Raw genomic sequence first — 26,465 nt, 5'->3', positions numbered from 1 at the left:
GCGGGCGACTGACCCGTCACGCCCCTGTGGTCGCGGGGCCGACGTACTCTGGTCATCGTGCGATTGCAGCGACAGGTGGTGGATTACGCGCTTCGGCGGCGGTCCCTGCTGGCTGAGGTCTATTCGGGACGCACCGGCGTCTCGGAGGTCTGCGACGCCAATCCCTACCTGCTGCGGGCCGCGAAATACCACGGAAAACCCAGTTCGGTGATGTGCCCCATCTGCCGTAAAGAACAGCTCACCTTGGTGTCATGGGTCTTCGGTGATCATCTCGGCGCGGTGTCAGGGTCCGCCAGGACCGCTGAGGAGCTGGTCATGCTGGCGACCCGGTTCGACGAATTCTCGGTACACGTGGTGGAGGTATGCCGCACCTGCAGCTGGAATCATCTGGTGAAGTCGTACGTGCTTGGCGCGGTTCGACCGCCGAAGGGCTCACGTCCGACGCGGACCGCGCGCAACGGCGCGCGGACGGCCAGTGAATAGCGAAGGGCGCCATTACCGGTCGGCCAGCGGTGTCCCTGCGGGACAGGCTGCTGACGGTGTGGACGACCGCAAGACAGTAGAAGTAAAGCGCCCGCCTCTTCCCCGCAGGCCGGTCAGCCATTTCGACGATCGACACACCGCGATCATTCCGCCGGTAAGGGACGAGCCTCGGCCGCTGCGCGACCCCATCGAGGCCGTCAAAGCGGCGCTGGACGGCACCCCACCGCCGAAGCAGCCGCCGCCAGGGCCGCCGCGGCGTCCGCCGCCGGGCGGTGGCGGACCAGGTGGCCGGCCTCCTCGCCGGCTGCCTGCGATGGAGCAGATCAACTGGAAGTGGGTGCGGCGCGGGATCTACATAACGCTGGCCGCGCTCATCCTGCTGCCGATCGTGACGTTCGGCATGGCGTACATGATCGTCGAAGTCCCCAAGCCGGGCGACATCCGCACCAACCAGGTTTCGACGATCCTGGCCAGCGACGGCAGTGAGATCGCCAAAATTGTTCCGCCCGAGGGCAATCGCGTCGATGTCAACATCGACCAGATCCCGGTGCACGTGCGCGATGCGGTGATGGCTGCAGAGGACCGCGATTTCTACTCCAATCCCGGATTCTCGTTTTCCGGCTTCGCGCGTGCCGCCAAGAACAACATCTTCGGCGGCGACGTCCAGGGCGGATCGACGATCACACAGCAATACGTCAAGAACGCGTTGGTGGGTTCCGCACGATCGGGCCTCGGCGGCATCCTCCGCAAGGCCAAGGAGCTGGTCATCTCGACGAAGATGTCAAGCGAATGGTCCAAAGACCAAGTGCTGCAGTCCTATCTGAACATCATCTACTTCGGCCGCGGCGCATACGGTATCGGCGCTGCTTCCAAGGCCTACTTCGACAAGCCGGTCGAGCAGCTGACCGTCGCCGACGGCGCGCTGCTGGCCGCGCTCATTCAACAGCCCTCAGGGCTCGACCCGGCGACCAACCCGGACGGGGCCCTCGAGCGCTGGAACTGGGTGCTCGACGGCATGGTCGAGATCGGCGCGCTGTCGCAGACAGACCGTGCCGCGCAGGTGTTTCCGCCGACCGTGCCACCTGACCAGGCAAGCGACCAGAACCAGACAACCGGCCCGAACGGGCTGATCGAGCGTCAGGTGCAGAAAGAGCTGCTCGACCTGTTCGACATCAGCGAGCAGACGCTGAACACCGAGGGACTTCAGGTAACCACCACCATCGACCCGAAGGCTCAGGCGGCCGCCGAAGCGGCGGTGACCGAGACGATGGACGGCCAGAACCCGGATATGCGTACGGCCGTGGTGTCGATCGACCCGAAGACCGGAGGCGTCAAGGCGTATTACGGCGGATCCGACGCCCAGGGCTTCGACTTCGCCCAGGCCGGGTTGCCGACGGGGTCGTCGTTCAAGGTGTTCGCCCTGGTGGCCGCCCTCGAGCAGGGCATCGGACTCGGCTACCAGGTGGACAGCTCGCCCGTCGAGCTCAACGGCGTCAAGATCACCAACGTCGAGGGTGGCGGCTGCGGCACCTGCAATATCGCCGAAGCACTGAAGCGGTCTCTGAACACGGCCTACTACCGGCTGATGCTCAAGCTGAAGAACGGGCCGTCCGACGTCGCCGCCGCCGCACACCAGGCGGGCATCGCCGAAAGCTTCCCCGGTGTCGAGCACACCCTGTCCGAGGACGGCAAGGGCGGCCCGCCGAACAACGGAATCGTGCTCGGCCAGTATCAGAGTCGAGTGCTCGACATGGCCTCCGCCTACGCCACGATCGCGGCTTCCGGCGTCTACCACCGTCCGCACTTCGTGCAGAAGGTCGTCAACGCCGAAGGCCAGGTGCTCTTCGATGCGGCCAACGAGGACAACTCGGGTGAGCAGCGCATCGACAAGGCCGTCGCCGACAACGTCATCGCCGCAATGCAACCGATCGCCGCGTACTCCAACGGTCACGCCCTGGCGGGCGGAAGACCGTCGGCGGCCAAGACGGGCACCAACCAGCTCGGCGACACGGGTGCCAACCGGGACGCCTGGATGGTCGGCTTCACACCGTCGCTGTCGACGGCGGTCTGGGTCGGCACCACCGACGGCACCCAACCGCTGGAGAACAAGTGGGGATCGCCGGTGTACGGGTCCGGCCTGCCGTCCGACATCTGGAAAGACACGATGGACGGTGCGCTGGAGGACACCGAAAACGAGTCGTTCCCCAAGCCGACCGAGATCGGCGGCTACGCCGGTGTGCCCGCGGCCCCACCGCCGCCGCCGAGCCCCGCGCCGCCATCGGAAACGGTGATTCAGCCATCGATTGAAGTCGCGCCCGGCATCACGATTCCGTTCGGTCCGCCGACGACGGTGCCGCTCGCTCCGCCGGGTCAGCCCGCGCCAGACCCGAATGCGGTCGGTGGTGCGCCTGGGTCGCCGGTTCCGCCGGGTGTGCCAGGTCCTGGTCCGCAACCCTCGCTTCCGCCCCCGTGACCGAGAGCGGGGATACCGAAATCGAAGACGGAGCGGCGGCCACGCCGCTCCGTTCGTCGCGGCCCTCACAGCGGCCCGCCGCGGTGTCGTCGTCGCGGCCCGCCGCGGTGTCCCCTCAGCCGCTTGCCCTCGACCGGCGCAGCGCCGACGACCGCGACAAGCCAAGCAGGACCGATGTTTTGGCCGGTTCGCTCTCGCAGGTGATCGGCGGCCCGGTGGGCAGGCACGCGCTGATCGGCCGGACGCGCTTCCTCACCCCGCTTCGGGTGATGTTGCTGATCGCCGTGGTGTTCCTCGCGCTGGGCTATTCGTCGAAGGCCGCGTGTCTGGTGACCACCGGGTCGGGCACCGCCGACCAGAAGGTGGCCAACTGGCAAAACCAGCGGGCCTACTACGAGATGTGCTACTCCGACACCGTCCCGCTGTACACCGCCGAACTGCTGAACCTGGGCAAGTTTCCGTACAAGTCGAGCTGGATCGAAAAGGACAGCGAGGGCAGGCCGCAGAAGCAGTTCGACGGCAATATCGCGGTGCGCTACATGGAGTATCCGGTCATCGTTGGCACCTACCAGTACGTGTCGATGTCGTTGGCCAAGAGCTACTCCGCGCTGAGCAGGCTGGTCCCGATCCCGTCGATCGCGGAAGTGGTGATGTTCTTCAACATCTCCGCGCTCGGGTTGGCCCTGGCGTGGTTCGCGACGGTGTGGGCCACGTCGCAGCTGGCGGGCAGACGCATCTGGGACGCAGCGCTCGTTGCGGGCTCGCCGATCGTCATCTTCCAGATATTCACCAACTTCGACGCTCTGGCAACGGCTTTCGCCACCGGGGCCGTGCTGGCATGGGCGCGCCGAAGACCCGTGCTCGCGGGCGTGCTGATCGGCCTTGGCGTTGCCGCGAAGCTGTATCCGATCCTGCTGTTGATCCCGCTGGCGCTTCTCGGCCTGCGCAGCGGCCGGCTGCGCGAGGTCGGCAGGACGGCCGGCGCCGCGGTCGTCGCTTGGCTGGTGGTCAACCTGCCGGTGATGGTGATGTTCCCACGGGGGTGGTCGGAGTTCTTCCGGCTCAACACCCGGCGCGGCGACGATATGGACTCGCTGTACAACGTGGTCAAGTCCTTCACCGACTGGCAGGGCTTCGACACCGGCCTCGGCCTGTGGGAACCGCCGACGATCCTCAACACCGTCGTGTTCGTGTTGTTTGTCTTGTGTTGTGCCGGTGTCGGTTACATCGTGCTGACCGCCCCGCAGCGGCCGCGACTGGCACAGGTGGCGTTTCTGATCGTCGCCCTGTTCCTGTTGACCAACAAGGTGTGGAGCCCACAGTTCTCGTTGTGGCTGGTGCCGCTGGCGGTGCTGGCATTGCCGCACCGACGCATCCTGCTGGCGTGGATGACCATCGATGCGCTGGTGTGGGTGCCGAGAATGCTCTTTCTGTACGGCGAGCAGAACCGCGGTCTGCCCGAGCAGTGGTTCACGATCACCGTCCTGCTACGCGATATCGCAGTGATTGCGCTGTGCGCGTTGGTGATTCGACAGATCTACCGGCCTGAGCTCGACCTGGTGCGCAATCGCGGCCAATTCGACGACCCGTCCGGCGGGGTGTTCGACGGAGCCGTTGACCGCCCACCGGGCTGGCTGCCCAAGCGCCTGCGGCCCGCATCCAGAGATACCGCAATCACCCTTCCCGAAGAGAGGCCCGCGGCTATTCTCAACGCGTGAGGCGCGCATCCAGGCTGGTCGGCGTGTTGGCCTGCACCGTGGCGGCTTTGGCAGCTGGCTGTAGTGGCACAAGAACCGTGCAGTCCGATGGGCCACCCTCGGAGACGAGTGCGGCGGCTGAACCCAGCACCGCAGCTCCTGTGTCAGGCGGTCTTCGCTATCTCGCACTGGGTGATTCGTTGACCCAAGGCGTCGGCGCCCCCGATGAGAGCACCGGTGCGTTCCCTGCGTTGCTCGCCGAGCACTGGCGGGCTGACGGTTGTCAGGTCGAATTTCAGAACGTCGGTGTCAGTGGCTACACGGCAGGCCAGATCTTGGCTGAGCAGGTGCCGCAGATCGAGTCGTTTCAGCCGAACATCATCACGTTCCAGGCGGGCGGCAATGACATCGCCAACGGCATCCCGATCGACGAATACCGCGAGAACGTCAAACACGTGCTGGACTCGGCGACGGGCAGCGGTGCCCGCGTGATCGTTTTGGCCCAGAACGACTGGTTCCGTTCGCCGGTGGGCGTCGACTACGGCGAGAGCGTTCCGTCACAGCGGGCCGCCTATGACGAGGTGTTGATCGAGGAAGCGTCGTCCGCCGGTGCCGAATTCGTCGACATGCGACCGCTTTACACAGAGCAGGCCGATCAGAACCAGTGGGTCGAAGACGGACTCCACCCGACACCCGAGGCATATCAGGCCTGGGCCGACAAGTTGTCGGAAGAAGTCCCCGCGCCCTGTAAATAGCCGGGCTACGTCGTGAGGCCCGCCTGCTCGTCGCGCTGTGCGCCCAACGTGCACCCACTGCGAAATTCTGGCCGCGGTTTCGCAAGGACTTCACGTTCGGCGCTTGCGGGGGCATCATTCGCCGCGGTGTCGCTAGCCGGTTGTGACGGCGAACAGCTGCCATTCGCCGGGTACGTCTTTGAGTTGGTGATTGCCGCGATCGTCGAACTCGAGCCCTGACCCGATCACGAGGTCATGCAGTGTGCTGGACACCAGCACGTCGTTGGCTCTGGCGAGCGCGCTGACGCGTGCGCCGATGTGCACCGCGATCCCGCCGATGTCGTCGCCGCGGATTTCACATTCGCCGGTGTGCAGGCCTGCACGCACTTCGATGCCGAGCGGCTGCACCGCGTCGCGGATCGCCATGGCACAGCGGATCGCTCGCTGCGGCCCGTCGAACGTCGCGAGGAAGCCGTCTCCGGTTCTGTTCACCTCGCGGCCGCGGAAGCGGGCCAGCTGCGATCGGACGACCGCATCGTGGGCATCCAGCAGGGCGTGCCAGTTGCGGTCGCCGATCTCGGCGGCCATCCGCGTCGAACCGACGATGTCGGTGAACAGCACGGTGGCGAGCACGCGATCGTCGGCCGCCTCGGCCTGATGTCCGGTGAGGAACTCATGGACGACCTGAAACGACTCGTGCCACGGTTCAACGAAATGGTATGCGTTGCGGCCCGGCAACTCGACGTACTTGGCGCCCGCGATGTTGTCGGCGACATACCTACCCATCGCAGGCACGATCACTTGGTCATTCCCGTGGTGCATGACGAGTGTGGGTACTCGAATGGTCGGAAGAACGGCCCGCACATCCAGCTCCTGAACGAGTTCCAGCATGAGAGCGACTGTCGAAGGGCTGGCCGCTAGACGTTCCATCCGCGCCCACCCGGCCCGGATCTCCTCGTTCCATGGCATATCCGGATTCATGGCGCGCTGGATCTCGCCGGTGCCCCAGCTGGCCGCCATCGCCTCGATGATCGACTCGTCAGATCGGATCGTCTTCGCGTCCGCGTAGCTCTCGACTGCGATGAGTGCCGACGTACGGGAAGGATGGGTCGCGGCGAACAACGCTGCCGCCGAGAAGGCGCCATCGGCCGCGTAGAGAACCGCTTCAGCTACGGCGAGGTCGTCGAGCACCGCGGTGATGCTGTCCGACCACTGCTCCAACGTCGGCAGCGCACCGGGGCTGACCGGATCCGACGCGCCTGTGCCCGGCTGGTCGAAGAAGATGAGGCGGCCCAGCGAGGTCATCGCCTCGATCCACCCTTGAATGGACGTCAGTTCGGGGACGACCTCGCAGCAGGTGAACCAGTTCGGGACGAAAACGATGTCGCGCTCACCCGGCGGCGACGCCCGGTAGGCGACGCGCAGATCTCCGTTGCGGGCATAGCGTGTCTCGGAGAACACGGCCGAAGTCTAAGCACCCAGGCAGCGCGATTTCGCAGATCAGCGGGGTTTCCTGTAACCTGGCCCGGTTGCCGACGCAGGCGACCCTCCTGCCACGGACACGCCGTGGCCGATTAGCCCATAGGAGGTGATGAGGTCCTCATGCGTCCATACGAAATCATGGTCATCCTCGACCCCACCCTTGACGAACGCACTGTCAGCCCGTCCCTGGAGACGTTCCTTAACGTCATCCGCAAGGACGGCGGCTCCGTCGACAAGGTCGACATCTGGGGCAAGCGCCGGCTGGCCTACGAGATCCTCAAGCATTCCGAGGGCATCTACGCGGTCATCGATGTGAAGGCCGCCCCCGCCACGGTTTCCGAGCTGGATCGTCAGCTCAGCCTGAACGAGGCCGTGCTGCGCACCAAGGTGCTGCGGACCGACAAGCACTAGTCGTCGAACGGCTGTCGGGTGTCATGAGCCTTGCGTAGGCTCGCGCCCAACATGCCGCCCATCTGAGGAGGATCTCGTGGCTGGTGACACGATCATCACCGTTGTCGGAAACCTGACTGCCGACCCGGAACTGCGTTTCACCCCGTCCGGGGCGGCTGTCGCCAACTTCACCGTCGCATCCACTCCGCGGATCTTCGACCGCCAGAGCAATGAGTGGAAGGACGGCGACGCGCTGTTCATGCGGTGCAGCATCTGGCGCGAGGCCGCCGAGAACGTGGCCGAAAGCCTGACCCGCGGCTCGCGGGTGATCGTCCAGGGCCGGCTCAAGCAGCGGTCCTACGAGACCCGTGAGGGCGAGAAGCGCACGGTCGTCGAACTCGAGGTTGATGAGATCGGCCCGTCGCTGCGCTACGCCACCGCCAAGGTGAACAAGGCCAGCCGCAGTGGCGGCGGAGGCGGCGGCTTCGGCAGCGGCGGCGGTGGTGGCGACCGTGGCGGCTCCCGGCCAGAACAGCAGCCCAAGGACGACCCATGGGGCAGCGCCCCGGCGTCCGGATCGTTCTCCGGCGGCGACGACGAACCGCCCTTCTGATCCAAACTCCAATAGCAAGTAAGAAAGAGATAGACACATGGCCAAGTCCTCGACCAAGAGGCGTCCTGCGCCCGAAAAGCCGATCAAGACCCGTAAGTGCGTATTCTGCTCCAAGAAGGGGCAGACCATCGACTACAAGGACACGGCGCTGCTGCGCACGTACATCAGCGAGCGCGGCAAGATCAGGGCCCGTCGGGTCACCGGTAACTGTGTTCAGCACCAGCGGGACATCGCGATTGCCGTCAAGAACGCGCGCGAGGTTGCGCTGCTGCCGTTCAGCTCGTCCACCCGCTGAGCCGGCAGTAACACCAAGGAAAGACACCAGAGATGAAACTGATTCTTACTGCTGAGGTGGATCACCTCGGCGTGGCCGGCGACACCGTCGAGGTCAAGGACGGCTACGGGCGCAACTACCTGCTTCCGCGCGGACTGGCGATCGCCGCCAGCCAGGGAGCCGAGCGCCAGGCCGACGCGATTCGCCGGGCGCGCGAGATCAAGACCGTCCGCGGCATCGAGCACGCCAACGAGCTGAAGACTGCTCTGGAGGGCCTCGGAACCGTGGAGCTGCCGGCGAGGACCGCCTCCGACAGCGGCAAGCTGTTCGGCTCGATCACCGCCTCAGACGTCGTCGGCGCCATCAAGAAGGCCGGCGGACCCAATCTCGACAAGCGGACGGTGCAACTGCCGAAGGGCCACATCAAGACCCTCGGTACCCACTCGGTCGCCGTGCGGCTGCATACTGATGTGGACGCCGCCGTGACAGTCGACGTCGTCGCCCAGCCTTAAGCGCGTACGTCAATTGGCGCGTGAAGGCCATGATGGGCCTTCACGGCGCCGTTGCTGTAATCCTGGCGAACTGTAAGCGGGGCTATCCGCGCTGCGAAGCTAACCTGCTGTTAACCTGCGCGGCGCCAAGGCGAAACACAACACGCCCGGGGGCGCAACCCGGCCCGACACGCCGATGAATTTGTCATCCACAACTAACTCCCAACGTTGTGGTCCGCTTATCTGCGGGGATGTGGCCGACGACGGCGTCCGTCCACAGGTTCTCCCCAAGGCCTCAACACGGCCGACTGCAGATATCCACACTCCATCCACAAGTTCATCAACAGGCCCCCCTTGCGGTCTGTCCAGCAACGTCTACCGTTGGCCGTCGCAAGGTCGTTCCGACGCCGGGAGGTTGTGCCCGTCGGGGGCTTGACCTAGCATTCATGTTGGTGCTATCGAACGTATGTTCGACCTTGTAAAGGGGGAGGTGAGGGCGCAGTGGCTGTCGTGGACGATCGCGGTCACTCGGGTTTCGACGACGTCCGACCGCCCACCGAAGATTTCGGCCGCCAGCCTCCTCAGGACGAAGCCGCAGAACAGGCCGTGCTCGGCGGGATGCTGTTGAGCAAGGACGCCATCGCCGACGTCCTGGAGCGGCTGCGGCCCGGCGACTTCTACCGCCCCAACCACCAGAGCGTCTACGACGCCATCCTCGACCTCTACGGCCGCGGCGAGCCCGCGGACGCGGTGACGGTGGCTGCGGAACTCGACCGGCGGGGTCTGCTACGCCGGATCGGCGGCGCCCCCTATTTGCACACGTTGATCTCCACCGTGCCAACGGCTGCCAACGCCGGGTACTACGCGGGCATCGTCGCGGAGAAGGCGCTGCTGCGGCGCCTTGTGGAGGCGGGCACGCGGGTCGTGCAGTACGGCTATGCCGGCGCGGAGGGCGCCGACGTGGCCGAGGTCGTCGACCGCGCGCAGGCCGAGATCTACGACGTGACCGACGGCCGGACGTCGGAAGACTTCGTGGCGCTGGAAGACCTCCTTCAGCCGACGATGGACGAGATCGACGCGATCGCGTCCAACGGCGGGCTGGCCGCGGGCGTGCCAACGGGCTTCTTGGAACTCGACGAGCTCACCAACGGGCTGCATTCCGGACAGATGATCATCGTCGCGGCACGCCCCGGCGTTGGAAAGGCTCTCGCGCTCGACACGCCACTGCCGACGCCGACGGGATGGACCAGGATGGGCGACGTCGCTGTCGGCGACTGGTTGCTCGACGCCGATGGATCACCGACGCGCGTGCTCGGGGCGACGGATGTCCTGCTGGGCCGCCCGTGCTACTCGATCGAATTCTCCGACGGGACCACGATCGTCGCCGACGAGAGCCATCAGTGGCCGACGAGCCGTGGCATCCGGACCACGGGAATGCTGCGGGCAGTGGCCGACACCGTCACTGCGTCCCGCATGGTTGGTTCGCGCGGGAACGCCGCGGTGTTGGCGCCGAACCGGGCGGCCGTCGGGGTCAACTGGACTCGCCGAGTGGGTAGCGTGCCCGTCCGATGTGTCGAGATTGATAACGCCGAGCACCTGTACCTCGCGGGCCGAGGAATGGTTCCGACGCACAACTCGACGCTCGGGCTCGATTTCCTGAGGTCGTGTTCGATCAAGCACCGGCTCGCCAGCGTGGTGTTCTCACTTGAGATGAGCAAGTCGGAGATCGTGATGCGACTGCTGTCTGCCGAGGCGAAAATCAAGCTGGCGGATATGCGGTCCGGACGGATGAGCGACGACGACTGGACCCGACTTGCGCGGCGAATGAGTGAGATCAGCGAGGCGCCGCTCTACATCGACGACTCGCCGAACCTGACGATGATGGAGATCCGCGCGAAAGCTCGCCGACTGAAGCAGAAAGCCGATCTGCGGTTAGTTGTCGTCGACTACATGCAGCTGATGACCTCCGGCAAGAAGGTCGAGTCTCGGCAGCAGGAAGTCTCTGAGTTCTCCCGAAGCTTGAAGCTGCTCGCCAAGGAGCTGGAACTCCCTGTGGTCGCCATCAGTCAGCTGAATCGCGGTCCCGAACAGCGAACCGACAAGAAGCCGATGCTGTCCGATCTTCGTGAGTCGGGCTGTCTCACCGCGAACACACGAATCCTGCGGGCGGACAACGGCGCCGAGGTGACGTTCGGTGAATTGATGCGTACAGGCGAGCGCCCGCTGGTGTGGTCGCTCGACGAACGCAAGCGGATGGTTGCGCGGCCGATGACGAATGTGTTCTTCAGCGGCCGCAAGGAGGTGTTCAAGGTTCGTCTCGCCTCCGGGCGCGAGGTCGAGGCGACCCGCAATCATCCCTTCATGACACTCGACGGTTGGTCGGCGCTGGAGGAGTTGACCGTCGGTGATCGGGTGGCGGTGCCACGCAGGGTGCCGGAACCCATCAACACGCAACGGTTGCCGGACGACGAGGTCATCCTGCTGGCGCACATGATCGGCGACGGTTCCTGCGTCAAGAATCAGCCCATCCGGTACGCCCGCATTGACGAACTGAACTTGACGGCGGTGTCGAGCGCAGCGAGGCACTTCGGCGTCACCCCTGTCCGCGACGACTATCCGGCAGCGCGCGTCACCACACTGCGTTTGCCTGCGCCGTACCGTCTCACCCACGGCAAGCGCAATCCGATCGCGGCGTGGTCGGATCGCCTGGGAATGTTCGGCAAGCGAAGCCATGAGAAGTTCGTGCCGCAGAACGTGTTTGCGCTGCCCGACGATCAGGTGGCTCTATTCCTGAAACACCTGTGGTCGACGGACGGCTCGGTTTCGTGGGATGCGAAGAACGGCGACGCGCGGATCTACTACGCCTCAACAAGTCGCCAGCTCATCGACGACGTTGCCGGTTTGCTCGCGCGAGTAGGTGTGCTGGGACGCATCAAGCGTGTCCGCAAGGCCGGCTACCGCGACGGATGGCATCTGTACATCTATGGCGCAGAGAACCAACTGCGATTCCTGCGCCATGTCGGTGTCCATGGCATGAAGGCCGCTGCAGCTCGAAATGTGATCGGGCATATCGAGAACAAGGTGCGCAACACAAACCTCGACACGGTGCCGAAAGATGTTTGGGCAGACGTCAGAGTTGCGCTGCAAACCAGGCAGATGACGCACCGCCAGTTCGCCACAGCGATGGATACGAAGTTCTGCGGTTCGACGATGTGGAAGCGGGCACCCAGTCGGGCGAGGCTCCATCGGGCGGCAGCACTGCTGGAGAATGCAGAGCTCCACGATCTAGCGACCAACGACGTCTTCTGGGATCACATCGTCGAGGTGACGAGCATCGGCGAACACGACGTATACGACGGAACCGTAAGCGGCACACACAATTTCGTCGCCAACTCGATTAGCCTGCATAACAGTCTTGAACAAGACGCGGACATGGTGATTCTGTTAAACCGCCCAGACGCGTTCGAGCGCGACGACCCACGCGGCGGTGAAGCCGACCTGATCATCGCCAAGCATCGCAACGGGCCGACGAAGACAGTTACGGTCGCGCATCAGCTGCACCTGTCACGCTTCACCAACATGGCGAAGTAGCGCTCGCAGCTGCAAGCAATGAAACAACATCAGGGCCTTTCGGTCGCTGTGGTCTTCGGAAATCGTTGTTTCTCAACGCGTGCACTTCGAGGGCGGATCACGCCGCCACGATCGGATCGCCGTCGGTGCCGGGCCGGCAGTTGCTCTTGGCCCATGCGGGCAGGTTTTGATGCTGGCTCATGTTTCCGGTGGCTCACATGAGGTCGTCCTGGACGGCCTGATAAACCGTCCGTACGACCGGTTGAAAGCCGAGGCGACGCGCCAGCGAGGCATCCATGTGGATGTTCCACGGATTCGTCAGCGGTTTTGAGGACGGTTCCATGTTGCCTCCGACCAGCTCGACGAGTTCGTAGACCGACGTGGGTGCGTCGTCGGCGACGTTAACGATTCGGCCGTCGAATGCGCCACTGAGAGCGAGCATGGTGGCAGTCGCGATGTCGCGGTGATGGAGCATGCTCATCCGTTGGGCTGGATGAAACCTGCCAGCGGCAAGCTGGGGCAGGGACTCCAGGTGCCCATCCTTGTCGCCATAGACGAAGCCGTACCGCAGGATTGACCAATTCAGCCCGCTGCTGCGCAGTTCGTTTTCGGCGGCGAGTTTGCTTGCCGGATAGTCCAGTTTCGGCGCCACCGGATCGTCTTCGCGGCCGGGATGTGTGGCATCGTCGTCATAGATCCAAGCAGTGCTGGCCATGATGAACCGCGCCTGCGGTGTGTGGGCTTGTACTGCGGCGATGAGATTGCGCGACCCCTCGAGATTGCTTCTCCAGATGAGGTCGGTGTCGGCGGTTCGAAAGGTCGCCGCGAGATGGATGACGGCACTGACGTCGCGCACCGCAGAAGCGAGCGTGCCGGCGTCGACCAGGTCTCCATGCACCGGTATCGCCCCCTCGGGGAGTGCTTTATCGCCGCGGACGAGAGCGCGGCACTCCACGCCTTCGGCCAGCAGCCGGGGAAGGAGTCGTGCTCCTACCAGTCCTGTTGCGCCGGTGAGTAATACGGTCATGTGACTACTTCCTCTCATGTGGGTGATCTATCAAGACGTTCGGTGGCAGTGCGTAGAACTCGTACTGCCGTGGCAAGATCGGCAGCATCCATTCCGCTGAACGCCACGTCCTCGATCCGGGACAGATCGGGCAGCTCCTCCCACAGCCGCGTCCCGGCCGAAGTCATTCGAAGAAGCTTTTGCCGCTGGTCACGGCGGTCTGGCAGCTGCTCGACAAGACCCTTGCGCACCAACGTGGTCACGACGACGCTCAGCGTTGCACGCTCCACCTGAAGGGTCCGCTGTAAGTCGCGCTGCAGGATTGGTCCTTCGTGCGCTAACTGATAAAGCACATACCACTGGGTCGCACCGAGACCATATGGTCGCAGAGCATCCTCCATCGCCGCCCGCGCCGCCATGTAACACCGCTTCGCCCAGGCCCCCACTAGAAACGGCTCGACGGTGGCCAACCGCGTAAACCAACGCTGTGTGACATCGCGCTGCGCGTCTTCTCCGGGCGCACTGCGACATTCCGCGGTTGTCGGCTCGGGGGCGTCACCCGAGCCGTCGAGTGCGCCACCGCGAGAGATCCGCGTCCAGCACCGCCGGATCGCGTTCGGGGAACACCTCTGCGGTCATCTCCAGGTGCCGGATGCGGTCGAGGTGAAATCCGCGGATGCCTTCGCGCAGCCGACACCATCCCACGAACATCCACGAATCGCCTCCGCGCAGCAGGCCCATCGGCTCCACGTCACGGGTGGTGTGGGTCTCGCCGTTCTCGGAGGTGTAGTCCAACCGCACGACCCGGCGCGCGGCGATCGCCTCGGGGATCAGTGAGACCGCCACCTCGGACGGCGGCTGGGCGTCGATGACGAACATCGACGCCAACGCCTCATCGACTGGCGCGAGCTGATCCTCTCGGCTGATTGCGAGGATCTTCGCTCGGGCCCGACGCGCCGCCGCACCGTAGGGCGAGTTCTCCAGCAAGCCAAGCCCCGCGAGCACCGCCAGCGACTCCGGCACCGTGAGATTCAGCGGCGGCAGGGAGTGTTCCCGCAGGATCGAATACCCGCCCGACGCGCCGTGGTCGGCATAGATCGGGACCCCCGCGAGCTGAAGCGACTGGATGTCACGCTCAATAGTGCGCTTTGACACCTCGAACTCCTCCGAGAGCCGAGCGGCTGACAACGGCCGGCGCGATCCCCGCAGCAGATCGACCAGCGCGTACAACCGCTCGGCCCTCCTCATGGATGTGAGTCTCCGCCGGTCTCAGGTGAGATGCGCGCGCGTCCCGCCCACCGACCACACCTCGCGGATCAGCCCATCCTCGGTGAAGTCGAAGACATCGATCCCGCCCGCAGCAAGAGCCCCGGCCTGCACGTTCCACAGCATCCGCCCGTGCGCGCCGTCCACGGCCCTCGTGACCTCGGTGAACACCACATCCGGATGCCGCTCGCGATACACATCCAGGAACCGAGCGAAACTCTGCGCGCCCAGCACGTCGTCGCCCGGGTTGGACCCATCCTGCTCGGAGTTCAGGAAATGAATCCGGAAGTCCTCGCTGCAGATCCGACGCGCGATCTCACTGTCGGTGTTCCACATCTCCAACCACACCGCGAGTGCCGCATCCGCAGCAACCGAGTTCGTATCGACCATGTTCGTGTTCTTGTTCATGACACCAGCATCAGACAGTGTCGCGACAACGGTATGTCGGTGTTCTTCGTTGAACAAACATCGCCTTTCGCTCCGCCTGGGGCAAGCACATCCCTACCGAATAAGGGAACGTCACCGGTAATGTGAGCGCTGATGCTGGAAAGTCGCCAACCGTGACAACGCCTCCGGCCATCCCAGTGGGGATCTCTCACGGCGCAGGCTGGCTCGCCCACGCCTTCCACATCGACGTCCACTCGCACACCGATGGTCAGCTGGTGTATCCGGCCTCCGGTGTGCTGGCCACCACGACCGAGCGCGGCACCTGGATCGCGCCGGCCAACCGGGTGACGTGGACGCCGCCGGGATTCGAGCACTCTCACCGCTTCTATGGCCGGACTGATGTCCGGCTGGTCGTCATTCCGGCGGAGCTGTGCGGCGCGCTTGTCTCGCACCCCAGCGTGTTCGCGGTGAATCCCTTGCTGCGAGAGGCGCTGCTAACGCTGAGCGAACGGCAAGACGCGGGCTCCGATGCCTACGAACGGTTGCGCGCGGTGGTGATCGACGAGCTCGTCGAGGCCCCCGATCAGTCCCTGCACCTGCCTGAACCGCGCGACGACCGGCTGCGCGTCGTCACTGATCTCCTACGTGCCGATCCTGCCCAGAGCGCGACCCTGATCGAGCTGGGACGGACCGCGGGCGCGAGCGGGCGCACCCTGAGCCGACTGTTTCATGACGAGTTCGGGATGAGTTTTCACCGCTGGCGCACGGTCTTGCGCATCCACCACGCCTTGATCGATCTGACCAATGGCAGCTCCGTCACCGACACCGCGATCGCGTGTGGGTGGTCCAACCCAACGAGCTTCATCGAGGCGTTCACCGCCGTCGTCGGTCAAACCCCAGGTCGCTATCAAGCCGGTCTTCGCGACAGCCAGTAACTGCGCTGCGCTCAGGCAGTCCGCCGAATTGGCGAGTTTCCGATATCAAATGTCGATTTGCCGGTTGTCGGCACAGGCGGCGCAGCTGACAGTGGAAGCACACGGAACGCGCCAAGAGACACCTATCGGAGCCTTGGCAGCTGATCTTGATCGAAAGCGGAATAGCTGAGGATGTATGGACACAACGAAGAGAATCCTGATTTGCGGTAGTGGCGTCGCCGGCCCTACCTGCGCCTATTGGCTGCACAAGTACGGTTACTCCACCGTCATCGTCGAAAAGGCAGCGGCTTTGCGGGACGGCGGTCAAAACGTCGATATCAAGGGAGCAGGTCAACAAGTCATCGAAATGATGGCGCTCTCCGAAAAGATCGAAGCCAATAACACTCAAGAACGCGGCCAGAAGTATCTCGATGCCGCCGGCAACGTAATCGCCGTTCTACCGAAGGGCGCGCTGGGAACGCTGACGAGCGATTTCGAGATCTTGCGGGGTGATTTCGCTCAGGTCCTCTTCGAATCCACGAAAGACGACTGCGAATACCGCTTTGGGAGATTCGTCACCGCGCTCGAAGAGAAGGAAGACGGCATATCGGCCACGTTTGACAATGGAAAGACCGAAGATTTCGAACTGGTCATTTGCGCTGAAGGCATAAATTCGTCGACCAGAGACATGCTTATGGCCGCGCAAACGCGCTTCCGCTACTTGGGTGCCTATATGGCGTTCTTCAAGATTCCCCGACGCGAAGAAGATGATCGGTGGGCCTATACGGTAAACGGCATTGGCGGAACGTTCATTACCCTGCGACCTGGCAACGAGAAAGAGACCACGGTCCTCATCACCTTTCTCAGAAGAGACCACGACATGTTTGGGGACACGCCCGCAGCTAGACGGCGGTTGCTACGCCAAGCCCTCGACGGCCGGGGCGCGATTGCTGATCGCGTCAGTGCGGATTTGGACACCGTCGACGATTTTTACTTCGGGCCGATGAGCCAGGTACAAGCGTCAACTTGGTCAAAGGGACGGTTCGTTCTGCTTGGCGATGCCGCCTTTTGTCCGACGCCGTTCACAGGGAAAGGCACGGCCTTGGCGCTGGTGGCGGCGTACGTACTTGCCGGTGAGATCAAACGGAGCGCAGATCACTCGCAAGCCTTCGCCGTCTATGAAAGGCTTCTGCGCCCATACGTCGAGGCGTCGCAGAAGCAGTTGAATCCACGCCGTATCCGTTTGATTCACCCGAGAAGCGGATGCGGAATCTACCTCACACACCTAGCGCAGAGACTCTTGGCGAGCCAGGCCGTACAAAGGCGGTTTCGGCCAAGCGCCGCGAAGCGTGCACGAATGGCTGCAGACGATTTCCTATTTGCCGACTACTCATGACGGTGTGAGCTTTCCCTGGAGCCGAAACACTTGAGGAGAATTAGCTCGCGGCTACGCCCACGCAAGGTGGACAGTCTTGCGTGACAACGCCATCAACCTCGTCGACATCCCACCGGCCCGCCTGCTCACCGGGTTCGGCGAGGCGGCCACACTGGCGCGCCGAGCTCGCGAGAGACCGTGCGCGCGGTATCGCGCAGCGCATCGATCGCCTCGGGGTCCAGCGGCCAGCGCGCCGCGGGCACCACGAGGCCGATGGCCCCGGTGGCTTCACCCGATGAGTCGAAAACCGGTGCGGCCGCTGCGCATTCGCCTAGTACGGCCTCTTCGACTTCCGTCGCGATTCCGGTGGAGCGGATCTGCTCGAGCTGCTCGTCGAGCACCGATAGCTCGGTGATGGTTTCGCCCGTCATGCTGCGCAGATCGTCGCCGGACGTGGAGTCGGCTTGAAAAGCCAGCAGGGCCTTCCCCAGCGCGCTGGCGTGCGCCGGGATCACGATGCCGACCTCGGGCATCTGCCGTGTGCCGTCCGGACGGGGCTCGTGTGCGACGACCACGACCTCGTCGAAGAGCAGCACGGCGGTGCGGACGGCGCAGCCGGTGCGCCGCGCCAAGCCTTCGGCCCAGATCGCCACCCGTGAGCGCAGTTCGAGCGTGTCGAGGTAGACGTTTCCGAGCCGCAACGTCGCTGGCCCCAGCCGGTACCGGCCGGAGTCGATCTCCTGCTGAACCATCCCGTGTGCCAGCAGCGTGCGGACCAAACCGTGCACGGTGGACGGCGCCAAGTCGATGGCGGTCGCGATCTCGCCCAGGCTCATTCGACGGCCGCCCTGCAGCACCGTGAGGATGCGCAACGCGCGATCCACGGCCTGGATCATCCGTCCTCGCTTTCGCTGATACGAGTCTTGTGCTCACCGAAGCATAGGCGTATGGTCCAGATCACATTCGACATTATCGAATGATATCCGAGATAGTCGACCACCAAACGGCAGCCGGCTTCGACCCCGATCTCAGGAGAATCTCGTGGACGAACCTTCGATCACCCAGAAACTCGCGGCCGAAGCATTCGGCACAGCCTTCCTGGTATTCATCGGTGTGGGATCGGTACCAGCGACGATCATCGTCAACGGCGACGCGCCGTTCACGATGGCCGACCTGGGCATGATCTCGTTCGCATTCGCCACCGTCGTCGTGGCCACCATTTACGCGCTCGGGCACATCTCCGGTAACCACATCAACCCGGCCGTCACGCTCGGGCTCGCGGTCACCGGCAAGTTCCCGTGGTCGCGGGTGCCCGCCTACATCGCCGCACAAGTCGTCGGCGCGATTGTCGGCGCTGCGGCCATCATCGGCGTGCTCGGGATGGCGGCCCGCGACGCCGGCCTGGGAGTTGCCACCTATTCCGGTGAGATCAGCGCACTACAGGCCTTTTTCGCCGAATTCGTGGGTACGTTCATTCTCGTGTTCACCGTGTTCGGCGTGATACACCGCAAGGCCTCGGCGGGATTCGCCGGTGTCGCCATCGGTTTGGTGGTGTTCGCGGCGATCATCCCGGTGGCACCGACCACGGGCGCGTCGATCAACCCGGCCCGCACCTTCGGCCCGATGCTCGTCCAGCAGCTCGCGGGCGGGTCCGTCTCGTGGGGGCAGCTACCGGTGTACGTGGCCGCCGAACTGCTCGCAGGCGTTCTCGCGGCGTTCGCCTATGCCGCGATCTCCCGCACCCGCGCCGACGCCACATCCACTCCCGTCGCCGTGCCCGCGCAATCCACGACAGCAGCCTGAGGAACCAGCCATGAAGAAGCTCATCAACGATCCCGCCGATGTCATCAGCGAGGCGCTGCACGGCATGTCCCTCGCGCATCCGGAACTGCGCATCGACCTCACCAACCGGATCGTCTACCGCGCCGACGCCCCGGTCACCGGCAAGGTCGGGCTGATTTCTGGCGGAGGCTCTGGGCACGAGCCGCTGCACGGCGGCTTCGTCGGGCAGGGAATGCTGGACGCCGCCTGTGCGGGTGAGGTTTTCACCTCTCCGGTACCCGACCAGATGCTGGAGGCGACCAAGAACGTCGACGGCGGCGCGGGCGTGCTGCACATCGTGAAGAACTACACCGGCGACGTGATGAACTTCGAGATGGCCGCCGAACTGGCCGAGGCCGAAGGCATCACCGTCGAGTCGGTGGTCGTCGATGACGACGTTGCCGTACAGGACAGCACCTACACGGCCGGCCGCCGCGGTGTCGGCGCGACGGTGTTGGTGGAGAAGCTCGCCGGTGCCGCGGCCGACCAGGGCCGCAGCCTGTCGGATGTCGCCGGCGTGGCGCGGCGGGTCAACGCCGCGTCGCGCAGCATGGGCGTCGCGCTGACGTCGTGCACGGTGCCCGCCGTCGGTCATCCGACCTTCGAGCTGTCCGACACCGAGATCGAGGTCGGCATCGGCATTCACGGCGAACCCGGCCGCCAGCGAATGCCCATGCAACCGGCGCGGGCGGTGGCCGAGCTGATGCTCGAGCCGGTGCTAACCGATCTCGACTTCGGCGGCGATGACGGTGTGGTGCTGTTCGTCAACAGCATGGGCGCCACCCCACTCATCGAGTTGTACGTCATGTACTCGGAATTTGCCGCCATCCTGGACAAGGCCGGTGTCAGGATCGCCCGCTCGCTGGTCGGGCCCTACATCACCAGCCTGGACATGGCCGGCTGCTCTGTCACGCTTCTGCGCGCGGACGACGAGCTGCTGCGGCTGTGGGACCATCCCGTCAATACACCCGCCCTGCGGAGGGGATACTGAATGACCGAACCCGCCGTCGACCTCGATCTGCTGACCCGATGGGTGCGCGAGTTCGCCCGCGTGATCGGCGAGAACGCCGGTTACCTATCCGATCTCGACGCGGCGATCGGCGACGCTGACCACGGGATCAACATGCAGCGCGGTATGACCGCGGTGGTCGCGGCGCTGGACGAATCGCCGCCGGCAGACATGACAGCGCTGTGCAAGCAGGTGGGCATGACGCTCGTGAAGTCAGTCGGCGGGGCCAGCGGGCCGTTGTACGGCACCTTCTTCCTGCGGATGGCCGCAGCGATGGGCAGCGGCGACAGCGTCGACGCCGCCGGCTTCGCCAAGGCGCTGCGCGCAGGTGTCGAGGGCGTCGTCCAGCGTGGTCGTGCCGAGGCTGGCGACAAGACGATGTTCGACGCGCTGGCACCCGCGTTGGATGCGCTTGACGCCGTGCTCGCAGCCGGATCCGGTCTTGATGCCGCGCTCACCGAAGCGACTGTCTCGGCCGAAACCGGCAGGGATGCAACTGAATCGATGGTCGCCCGCAAGGGCCGCGCCAGCTATCTCGGACAGCGCAGCGTCGGTCATATCGATCCGGGCGCGACGTCGGCGGCGATGCTCATTGCTGCGGCGGCCACCGCATTCGCCGCGGGCGGGTGATGTCGTGAGCGTCGGACTCGTCGTCGTCTCGCACAGCCGGGTACTGGCGCGCGCCGCTGTCGCCCTGGCCCAGGAGATGTTGCACGGTAAGCAGATTCGAATCGCGGTCGCCGCAGGTCTCGACGAGACCACGTTCGGAACCGACGCCGCACAGATCGTCGACGCGATCAACGCGGCGGATCAGGGTGCCGGTGTCGTGGTGCTGATGGATCTCGGCAGCGCGGTGTTGTCGGCCGAACTCGCCACCGAACTGCTCGACGACGGCGTCCGCGAGCGGGTGGTGTTGTGTCCCGCTCCCCTCGTCGAGGGTTTGGTCGTCGCCGCGGTGGCAGCGGCCGGCGGCGCGCCGATCGATGAGGTCGCCGCCGAAGCGGCTGGCGCACTGGCCGGCAAGATCGGCCACCTCGGGCCGCCCACCCCAGCTGCCGCTTCAACCGAGGTGGACGGCGACGCCGACGAGCTGACAGGCAGCTTCGTCGTCACTAATCCGCATGGGCTGCACGCCCGGCCGGCCGCGCGACTAGTCCAGGAGGTGCGAAGGCGCGACGCCCGCGTGCGGATCCGCAACCGCCGCACCGAGTCGGAATGGGTTGACGCCGCCAGCCTTTCGAAGATCGCGACGCTTGGCGTGCGATCCGGCGACGAGGTCGAGGTCCGGGCTTCCGGCAGCCAGGCTATCGAGACACTGGACCACATCCTGTCGTTGGCAGCGCGGAGCTTCGACGAGTCACCGGCCGAAGCCGCACCCGCGGTCGCGCCGCCCGCGCAGCACGCACCCATCGGCGCCGCCCCCGGGCTGGGCATTGGACCTGCCCGCTCGGCGCGGCTGGGGGCCATCACCATTCCAGACACCCCCGCCGATGAGCCGGCGGTCGAGTGGCGCCGGCTCGGCAAGGCGATCGCCTCGGTCCGGCGCACCATCAGCCAGCTGCGCACCCGCACCGCCCGCGAGGTGGGCGAAGCCGAGGCGGCGATCTTCGACGCACATCAACTCCTGCTCGACGACTCCGCACTGCTCGACGGTGTGCGTGGCCGCATCGACGGTGGGCAGTCCGCGGTGTCGGCCTGGTCGGCCGCCGTTGGCGAGCTGGCCGCCGAATTCGCGGCGGTGCCCGATCCGTACCTGCAGGCCCGGGCGGACGACGTTCGCGCAGTGGGCGATCAGGTGACCCGCGCGATGCTCGGCACCGGCGAGGGTTCGAGGGGACCCACGGGTGTGCTGGTCGCGGCCGACCTGACCCCCGCCGAGGCCGCCGAGCTGGATCCCGCACAGGTGGCCGCCGTGCTGCTGGCGTTCGGCAGCCCGCACGCGCATAACGTGATCTTGCTGCGGGCCAAGGGAATTCCAGCGATCGTCGGCGCCGGGGCCGCTGTGCTGTCGATCCCCGATGGTGCGACGGTCGCCGTCGACGGTGGCCGCGGCGAGTTCGTCGTCGACCCGCCCGAGGAGGCGCGGCGGGAGTTTGGTGCCCGGGTCACAGCGCTTGCGCAACGACAGCAGCAGGCACACATCCGTGCCGCCGAGCCTGCGGTCACCCGCGACGGCGTTACTGTGCCCGTCGGAGCGAATATCGGCTCGGTGGACGACGCGCGGGCCGCCGCGGGCCACGGCGCGGATTTCGCCGGCCTGGTCCGTACGGAGTTCTTGTTCCTCGGCCGCCAGGACGCGCCGGATGTCGAGGAACAGTTCGCGGTCTACCGCAAGATCGCCGAGGCGCTTGACGGGCGGCGAATCACGTTGCGCACGCTGGATGTTGGCGGTGACAAGCCGCTGGAGTTCCTCCCGACACCGGCCGAGGTGAACCCGTACCTGGGTGTGCGTGGTATTCGCCTGTCGTTGGCTCATCCGGAGCTGCTGGCCGATCAGCTGTTGGCGATGGTCCGGCTGGCACAGGAGACGCCGGTGAGCGTGATGTTCCCGATGGTCGCCACCCTCGACGAATTGTTCACCGCGCACCGGCTTTTGGCCGAGGCGATCGACCGGACCGGTCGCCGCCGCCCGCCCGGGCTCCAGGTGGGCATGATGGTCGAGGTGCCTGCGGCCGCGCTCAAGGCGGCTGCGTTTGCCCACCATGTGGACTTCCTGTCGATCGGCACCAACGACCTCACGCAGTACACGCTCGCCGCCGACCGCAACAACGATGCGGTCGCGTCCATCGGCGACACGTTCGACCCGGGTCTGCTCGCACTGGTGCGCGCGACGTGCCAGGGCGCGGCCGGCCACGCGTCGGTGTCGCTATGCGGCGAATTCGCCGCCGACGAGCGCGCAGCGGGTCTGCTGATCGGACTTGGCGTGGACGCGTTGAGCGTCACGCCGCCTGCTGTGCCCGCCACGAAGGAGGCCATCCGCCCGGTCGACAGCCGCGATGCCCGGCGGCTCGCCGACGAGGTGCTCGCGATGGACAGCGCCGCCGCGGTGCGCGAGCGCCTCAGCTAACACCCCTAGCCGCGGTCCAATTCGCGCGTCGCGGTGTCTCAGGCGCATTCACGTCGACGGACGAGTGGACATCGGCGATGCCACTTCGTAGCCTGTCCGGGACGCACATGCCGGACCAGGATGGGTCCCTGATGCCGAAGGATCGTGACAAGCCGAATGACCCGGGTGTGCCATTCACTTCGGCGAACGGCGTACGGCGCGGCAGCTGCGGTACTGGCACTGGTGATGTCGGTGGGCGGCGTGATGGCGGACCCGGCGGCTGACGCGCTGTCGAGGCTCAACGAGTTGTCGCGCCAGGCGGTGCAGAGTCGCGAGGCCGTCACAACGGCCCAGCGCGATGTCGACGCCAGACTGGCCGCCCAGACAGCTGCCGAAGAGCGCCATCGCGTTGACCTGGCTGCGCTCGAGGTCGCGAACTCCGAGCTCGAACCCTTTCAGGCCGCGGTCGACCGACTGGCGGCTATGGCGTATATGAGCGGAGGCACCGGTCAATTCGCGGCGGTGCTGACGGCCGGCTCCCCGCAGCATCTGATCGACCAGCTGTCGCTACAGCGGGCGACAGCCGATCAGACGGCCGATCAGATGAAGGCCTTCAGTTCAGGGCGTGAGCGCGCGGCCGCCGCCGCCAGGGTGTCGGAGGCATCGGCCGCCGACGCCCGCGCCGCGGCCGAGCAGGCCTCCGCGGTGCGCGCCGGCCTGCAGGCAAAGTGGAGTGAACTGCTGCGTCAGATCGCCGCCGCGGAGGCGCAGTACGCGGCGTTGACACCACAACAGCAAGCGGTGGTCGACGCCGCGAGCTCGGTTCCGCCGCCGGCGCCGAGTGCGCCCGCTCCGGTAGATCCGCCGATGGTCGCGGTGCCTGGCGACGTCGGTCCGTCCCTCGCAGCTGCCGTTGTAGATATCCCAGAGGCGTTGCCCGTCGGAGTCGCGTCCGAGGCCGGGTTGCAGCCCAACACCATCGTGGCGGCGCGGGCCGTTAGCGCGACGTTCCCCCAGATTGCCGAGATCGACGGCGTCCGGCCCGACTCGAAACCGTGGCATCCGAGCGGTCTGGCGATCGACATCATGATTCCCAACCCCACGAGCCCAGAGGGCGTCGCGCTCGGAGACGAGATTCTCGCGTTCGCGATGAGCAATGCGGCCCGATTCGGAATACAGGACGTGATCTGGCGGGGCACGTACTACACGCCGGGCGGTCCGCAAGGCTCGGGTTACGGCCACTATGACCACGTGCACATCACCACGACACCGCGTCGCTAGGTGGCGAGTCGGGCACCGTAGGCGGCAGGCGTCACATCCCCGCCTGACCCCTTGATCGTCGATTTCGCGCGCTTCTCAGCGCGCACAGACTTCCTGCCCCGCACGAACCCGGTCGCCGAGATCGACGCAGACAGCACTGCGTCCTCGCCCTTGATGAACGGATGGAATCCGACGCCGGCACCACCGCGACCCTTCACCGGAATGTCGGCGACTTCGGTGACCTTCCAACCCTTTTCGGACTTGGACAAGATGGCCTCGCCGTTCTCACCCGAAATGGGAAGCGCGGCGATTACCTCGTCGCCATCGTCTGCCAGCTTCACGCCGGCCACCCCGTTGCCGGCCGCGCCCTGCGGATTCACCGCAGCGGGGTCGATCCGCAGAACCTTCCCGCGCCGAGTCACCATAGCCAGGTGATATCCATCGGCCAACACGCCTGAACGCAACAGCCCGATGATGTCCGGAGCCACCGGAATGTCGCGGATCTTGTAGGGCAGACCGCTACCCGTGGTGAACTTGACACGTCCGTCGGTCCACACCGCCCATCCCAGACCCGAGGTGAGTAGGTCTCCGTCGCTGTCGGAGAACACACCCCGATCGTCAAGCCGCCAGGCGGCGTTGACCTTTCGCTCGCGCGGCCCGTCCTCGTCGGAGCCGGACGTCACAGGGGTGGCTTCGTAGTCCAGCACGGTGCGCCGATCGAACTCGGGGCCTTTGAACAGTTTGGCGGTCTCCACCAACTCCTGGTCGATCACCTTCCTGCGCGCGTCGGGGTTGGACACCAGCTCGGTCAGCGCCGCGAACTCGGCATCCAGCTTCTCTGCTTCAGCCTGCAGTTCAATCACGTCGAGCTTGGTCAGCCGCCGAAGCTGAAGCCCTAGAACATAATTGGCCTGCTCCTCATCGATCTTGAACCGCTCCTGCAGCCCCTGTCGCGCATCGTCGACAGTGTCGGAGCCGCGGATCACCGCCACCGCGGCGTCGATATCCAGGTGGATGGTCATCAGGCCCGCCACCAGATGGCGTCGCGCGGTGACCTTGTCCAGTCGGTACTCACTTCGCCGCAGCACCACCGAATCGCGCAGGTGCAGGAATGCGGAGATCAGTTCCCGCACCGACCACCAGCGCGGCACCCGGTCCTCATCGAGCGCGACCAGGCTGGCGGCGAAGGTCGATTCCAACGGGGTCAGAGCGAGCAGCTGGTCGCGGATCGTCTCGGCACTGTGGCCGCGTTTGGCCGTGACCACGATGCGCAACCCGTTGCGGCGGTCTGTCAGATCGGACATATCGGCCACCCCCGACATCTCGCCGGACTCGACCAAAGCCCGGATCCGGTCCTGCACGGTGTTACTCGCGACGCCGGGCGGCAGCTCGGTGATGATGCAGTGCTTGCCGTCGACCGACACGGTGCCGCGCACTGTGAACGCGCCGCGGCCCGTGGTGATGTACTCCCGAAGTCCGGCCGTGCCGACCACGGTGGCCCCACATCCCCAGTCGGGGCCCGGAATCAGCTTGACCAACGTGTCGTCCGTCGTGTTAGGCCTGGCCAGCAGCGCCCGACAGGCCGCCATCACTTCGCGGGGATTGTGCGCAGGCACCTTGGTGGCCCAACCCTCGGCGATGCCAACGGCGCCGTTGCACAGCAGCACCGGCCACTGCGCAGGCAGCATCGTCGGCTCGGTCCACTCGCCGTCGAACGTCTGCACCATCGGTACGGCGTGATCGTCGAGTTCGGCGGTCAGCGCGGCACCGGGTGCCGACAGCCGCATTTCGGTGTAGCGGTCGGCCGCGGGGATGTCACCCTGGATGCGGGGGAACGCCCCCTGTCCGTCAATGACTTTCACGCGCTGGAATTCAGCGGCCATCAGCGCCGCGGCGCCGTACATCGACGCACCGCCGTGGGGGTGCAGGTTTCCCGTGACCGCCGAGCAGACCTTGGACGACTTCTGCGGCTTGTTGCCGGGAAGGAGTTTCGAGTCGTGCATCTGGTAGAGCAGGCGCCGCTGGCCCGGCTTGAGACCGTCGAACGCGGACGGGATGGCGCGGTCGCTGACGCTGTAGAGCGCGAAGGTCAGTTGGTAGCGGTTCCAGTAATCGTCGGCGCTCTGGTCGAGCACCAGGTCGGGGTTCTGTTCGATAACGGCGGTCACGGTGCG

23 protein-coding genes are annotated in these 26,465 nt (G+C 65.5%); 16 read left to right on the top strand and 7 right to left on the bottom strand.

Features of this window, described 5'->3' with window-relative positions:
- The first annotated feature begins 57 nt into the window (after nucleotides 1–57).
- From D6M19_RS22690 to D6M19_RS22675, 4 genes are all read left to right on the top strand, one after another.
- Complete coding sequence (locus tag D6M19_RS22690; protein ID WP_123027521.1) at nucleotides 58–483, top strand: DUF5318 domain-containing protein; 426 nt, start codon at nucleotides 58–60, stop codon at nucleotides 481–483.
- Complete coding sequence (locus D6M19_RS22685; protein ID WP_123027520.1) at nucleotides 476–2,956, top strand: transglycosylase domain-containing protein; 2,481 nt, start codon at nucleotides 476–478, stop codon at nucleotides 2,954–2,956. Before D6M19_RS22690 ends, D6M19_RS22685 begins: the two co-directional genes overlap by 8 nt.
- Nucleotides 2,957–3,039: 83 nt before the next feature.
- On the top strand, nucleotides 3,040–4,674 hold the full coding sequence (locus tag D6M19_RS22680) for a glycosyltransferase family 87 protein (protein ID WP_123027575.1): 1,635 nt from the start codon (nucleotides 3,040–3,042) through the stop codon (nucleotides 4,672–4,674).
- A 140-nt stretch (nucleotides 4,675–4,814) separates the two neighbouring features.
- Nucleotides 4,815–5,408, top strand: a complete 594-nt coding sequence (locus tag D6M19_RS22675) for an SGNH/GDSL hydrolase family protein (RefSeq protein WP_234834999.1) — start codon at nucleotides 4,815–4,817, stop codon at nucleotides 5,406–5,408.
- A 132-nt stretch (nucleotides 5,409–5,540) separates the two neighbouring features.
- Here D6M19_RS22675 and D6M19_RS22670 read toward each other — a convergent pair whose 3' ends face one another.
- Nucleotides 5,541–6,848, bottom strand: coding sequence for an adenylate/guanylate cyclase domain-containing protein (locus D6M19_RS22670; protein WP_123027519.1), 1,308 nt, complete (start codon nucleotides 6,846–6,848; stop codon nucleotides 5,541–5,543).
- Nucleotides 6,849–6,989: 141 nt separating this feature from the next.
- Between D6M19_RS22670 and rpsF the strand changes: the two genes are divergently transcribed.
- The 5 genes from rpsF (at nucleotide 6,990) to D6M19_RS22645 (ending at nucleotide 12,228) form a co-directional block, all read left to right on the top strand.
- On the top strand, nucleotides 6,990–7,280 hold the full coding sequence (rpsF, locus tag D6M19_RS22665) for a 30S ribosomal protein S6 (RefSeq protein WP_123027518.1): 291 nt from the start codon (nucleotides 6,990–6,992) through the stop codon (nucleotides 7,278–7,280).
- A 76-nt stretch (nucleotides 7,281–7,356) separates the two neighbouring features.
- Nucleotides 7,357–7,872, top strand: a complete 516-nt coding sequence (locus D6M19_RS22660) for a single-stranded DNA-binding protein (RefSeq protein ID WP_123027517.1) — start codon at nucleotides 7,357–7,359, stop codon at nucleotides 7,870–7,872.
- A gap of 37 nt (nucleotides 7,873–7,909) precedes the next feature.
- Nucleotides 7,910–8,167, top strand: a complete 258-nt coding sequence (rpsR, locus tag D6M19_RS22655) for a 30S ribosomal protein S18 (RefSeq protein WP_123027516.1) — start codon at nucleotides 7,910–7,912, stop codon at nucleotides 8,165–8,167.
- Nucleotides 8,168–8,199: 32 nt separating this feature from the next.
- Nucleotides 8,200–8,658: a 50S ribosomal protein L9 gene (rplI, locus tag D6M19_RS22650; protein WP_123027515.1), complete on the top strand. Its 459-nt coding sequence runs from the start codon at nucleotides 8,200–8,202 to the stop codon at nucleotides 8,656–8,658.
- 480 nt (nucleotides 8,659–9,138) lie between these two features.
- Nucleotides 9,139–12,228, top strand: a complete 3,090-nt coding sequence (locus tag D6M19_RS22645; RefSeq protein ID WP_123027514.1) for a replicative DNA helicase — start codon at nucleotides 9,139–9,141, stop codon at nucleotides 12,226–12,228.
- A gap of 193 nt (nucleotides 12,229–12,421) precedes the next feature.
- Here the strand turns inward: D6M19_RS22645 and D6M19_RS22640 are convergent, their stop codons facing one another.
- The 4 genes from D6M19_RS22640 to D6M19_RS22625 all read right to left on the bottom strand — a co-directional run bounded on the left by D6M19_RS22640 (nucleotide 12,422) and on the right by D6M19_RS22625 (nucleotide 14,887).
- A complete protein-coding gene (locus tag D6M19_RS22640) occupies nucleotides 12,422–13,234 on the bottom strand; it encodes an NAD-dependent epimerase/dehydratase family protein (protein ID WP_123027513.1) in 813 nt (270 codons plus the stop codon).
- Nucleotides 13,235–13,248: 14 nt separating this feature from the next.
- On the bottom strand, nucleotides 13,249–13,632 hold the full coding sequence (locus D6M19_RS22635) for a MarR family winged helix-turn-helix transcriptional regulator (RefSeq protein WP_123027573.1): 384 nt from the start codon (nucleotides 13,630–13,632) through the stop codon (nucleotides 13,249–13,251).
- A gap of 136 nt (nucleotides 13,633–13,768) precedes the next feature.
- On the bottom strand, nucleotides 13,769–14,461 hold the full coding sequence (locus tag D6M19_RS22630; protein ID WP_164478632.1) for a helix-turn-helix transcriptional regulator: 693 nt from the start codon (nucleotides 14,459–14,461) through the stop codon (nucleotides 13,769–13,771).
- 21 nt (nucleotides 14,462–14,482) lie between these two features.
- Nucleotides 14,483–14,887 (bottom strand): nuclear transport factor 2 family protein, encoded by a 405-nt coding sequence (locus tag D6M19_RS22625; protein ID WP_123027512.1) that lies wholly within the window; start codon nucleotides 14,885–14,887, stop codon nucleotides 14,483–14,485.
- 152 nt (nucleotides 14,888–15,039) lie between these two features.
- On the opposite strand from D6M19_RS22625, the gene D6M19_RS22620 reads away from it, so the two are divergent.
- Entirely contained in the window at nucleotides 15,040–15,801 is a 762-nt protein-coding gene (locus tag D6M19_RS22620) for an AraC family transcriptional regulator (RefSeq protein WP_206428604.1), read from the top strand.
- Between the two features lie 175 nt (nucleotides 15,802–15,976).
- Nucleotides 15,977–17,176 (top strand): FAD-dependent monooxygenase, encoded by a 1,200-nt coding sequence (locus D6M19_RS22615; protein ID WP_123027511.1) that lies wholly within the window; start codon nucleotides 15,977–15,979, stop codon nucleotides 17,174–17,176.
- A gap of 125 nt (nucleotides 17,177–17,301) precedes the next feature.
- Here the strand turns inward: D6M19_RS22615 and D6M19_RS22610 are convergent, their stop codons facing one another.
- Nucleotides 17,302–18,051: an IclR family transcriptional regulator gene (locus tag D6M19_RS22610; RefSeq protein WP_123027510.1), complete on the bottom strand. Its 750-nt coding sequence runs from the start codon at nucleotides 18,049–18,051 to the stop codon at nucleotides 17,302–17,304.
- Between the two features lie 145 nt (nucleotides 18,052–18,196).
- On the opposite strand from D6M19_RS22610, the gene D6M19_RS22605 reads away from it, so the two are divergent.
- The 5 genes from D6M19_RS22605 (at nucleotide 18,197) to D6M19_RS22585 (ending at nucleotide 24,312) form a co-directional block, all read left to right on the top strand.
- On the top strand, nucleotides 18,197–18,958 hold the full coding sequence (locus D6M19_RS22605; protein ID WP_123027508.1) for an MIP/aquaporin family protein: 762 nt from the start codon (nucleotides 18,197–18,199) through the stop codon (nucleotides 18,956–18,958).
- A gap of 10 nt (nucleotides 18,959–18,968) precedes the next feature.
- Nucleotides 18,969–19,967: a dihydroxyacetone kinase subunit DhaK gene (gene dhaK, locus D6M19_RS22600; RefSeq protein WP_123027506.1), complete on the top strand. Its 999-nt coding sequence runs from the start codon at nucleotides 18,969–18,971 to the stop codon at nucleotides 19,965–19,967.
- Complete coding sequence (dhaL, locus tag D6M19_RS22595; protein WP_123027504.1) at nucleotides 19,968–20,615, top strand: dihydroxyacetone kinase subunit DhaL; 648 nt, start codon at nucleotides 19,968–19,970, stop codon at nucleotides 20,613–20,615. It abuts the gene before it with no gap.
- A 4-nt stretch (nucleotides 20,616–20,619) separates the two neighbouring features.
- On the top strand, nucleotides 20,620–23,052 hold the full coding sequence (gene ptsP, locus D6M19_RS22590; RefSeq protein WP_123027570.1) for a phosphoenolpyruvate--protein phosphotransferase: 2,433 nt from the start codon (nucleotides 20,620–20,622) through the stop codon (nucleotides 23,050–23,052).
- Nucleotides 23,053–23,208: 156 nt separating this feature from the next.
- Complete coding sequence (locus D6M19_RS22585; protein ID WP_123027502.1) at nucleotides 23,209–24,312, top strand: coiled-coil domain-containing protein; 1,104 nt, start codon at nucleotides 23,209–23,211, stop codon at nucleotides 24,310–24,312.
- On the opposite strand, the gene D6M19_RS22580 is transcribed toward D6M19_RS22585, so the two are convergent.
- Complete coding sequence (locus D6M19_RS22580) at nucleotides 24,309–26,459, bottom strand: DNA gyrase subunit A (protein WP_123027501.1); 2,151 nt, start codon at nucleotides 26,457–26,459, stop codon at nucleotides 24,309–24,311. The genes D6M19_RS22585 and D6M19_RS22580 overlap by 4 nt on opposite strands.
- Nucleotides 26,460–26,465: the final 6 nt, after the last annotated feature.

Origin of the sequence: Mycolicibacterium stellerae, assembly GCF_003719305.1 — a bacterium.
In the GTDB taxonomy this organism is placed as follows: domain Bacteria; phylum Actinomycetota; class Actinomycetes; order Mycobacteriales; family Mycobacteriaceae; genus Mycobacterium; species Mycobacterium stellerae.
Note: the sequence above shows the minus strand (reverse complement) of the source record. Positions and strands in the feature narration are given on the sequence as shown.

Coding starts and splice junctions, on each gene's coding strand:
- rpsF (WP_123027518.1), top strand. CDS start 6,990: ATGCGTCCATACGAAATCATGGTCATCCTCGACCCCACCCTTGACGAA.
- rpsR (WP_123027516.1), top strand. CDS start 7,910: ATGGCCAAGTCCTCGACCAAGAGGCGTCCTGCGCCCGAAAAGCCGATC.
- rplI (WP_123027515.1), top strand. CDS start 8,200: ATGAAACTGATTCTTACTGCTGAGGTGGATCACCTCGGCGTGGCCGGC.
- D6M19_RS22640 (WP_123027513.1), bottom strand. CDS start 13,234: ATGACCGTATTACTCACCGGCGCAACAGGACTGGTAGGAGCACGACTC.
- D6M19_RS22635 (WP_123027573.1), bottom strand. CDS start 13,632: ATGGCGGCGCGGGCGGCGATGGAGGATGCTCTGCGACCATATGGTCTC.
- D6M19_RS22630 (WP_164478632.1), bottom strand. CDS start 14,461: ATGAGGAGGGCCGAGCGGTTGTACGCGCTGGTCGATCTGCTGCGGGGA.
- D6M19_RS22625 (WP_123027512.1), bottom strand. CDS start 14,887: ATGAACAAGAACACGAACATGGTCGATACGAACTCGGTTGCTGCGGAT.
- D6M19_RS22615 (WP_123027511.1), top strand. CDS start 15,977: ATGGACACAACGAAGAGAATCCTGATTTGCGGTAGTGGCGTCGCCGGC.
- D6M19_RS22610 (WP_123027510.1), bottom strand. CDS start 18,051: ATGATCCAGGCCGTGGATCGCGCGTTGCGCATCCTCACGGTGCTGCAG.
- dhaK (WP_123027506.1), top strand. CDS start 18,969: ATGAAGAAGCTCATCAACGATCCCGCCGATGTCATCAGCGAGGCGCTG.
- dhaL (WP_123027504.1), top strand. CDS start 19,968: ATGACCGAACCCGCCGTCGACCTCGATCTGCTGACCCGATGGGTGCGC.
- D6M19_RS22585 (WP_123027502.1), top strand. CDS start 23,209: ATGACCCGGGTGTGCCATTCACTTCGGCGAACGGCGTACGGCGCGGCA.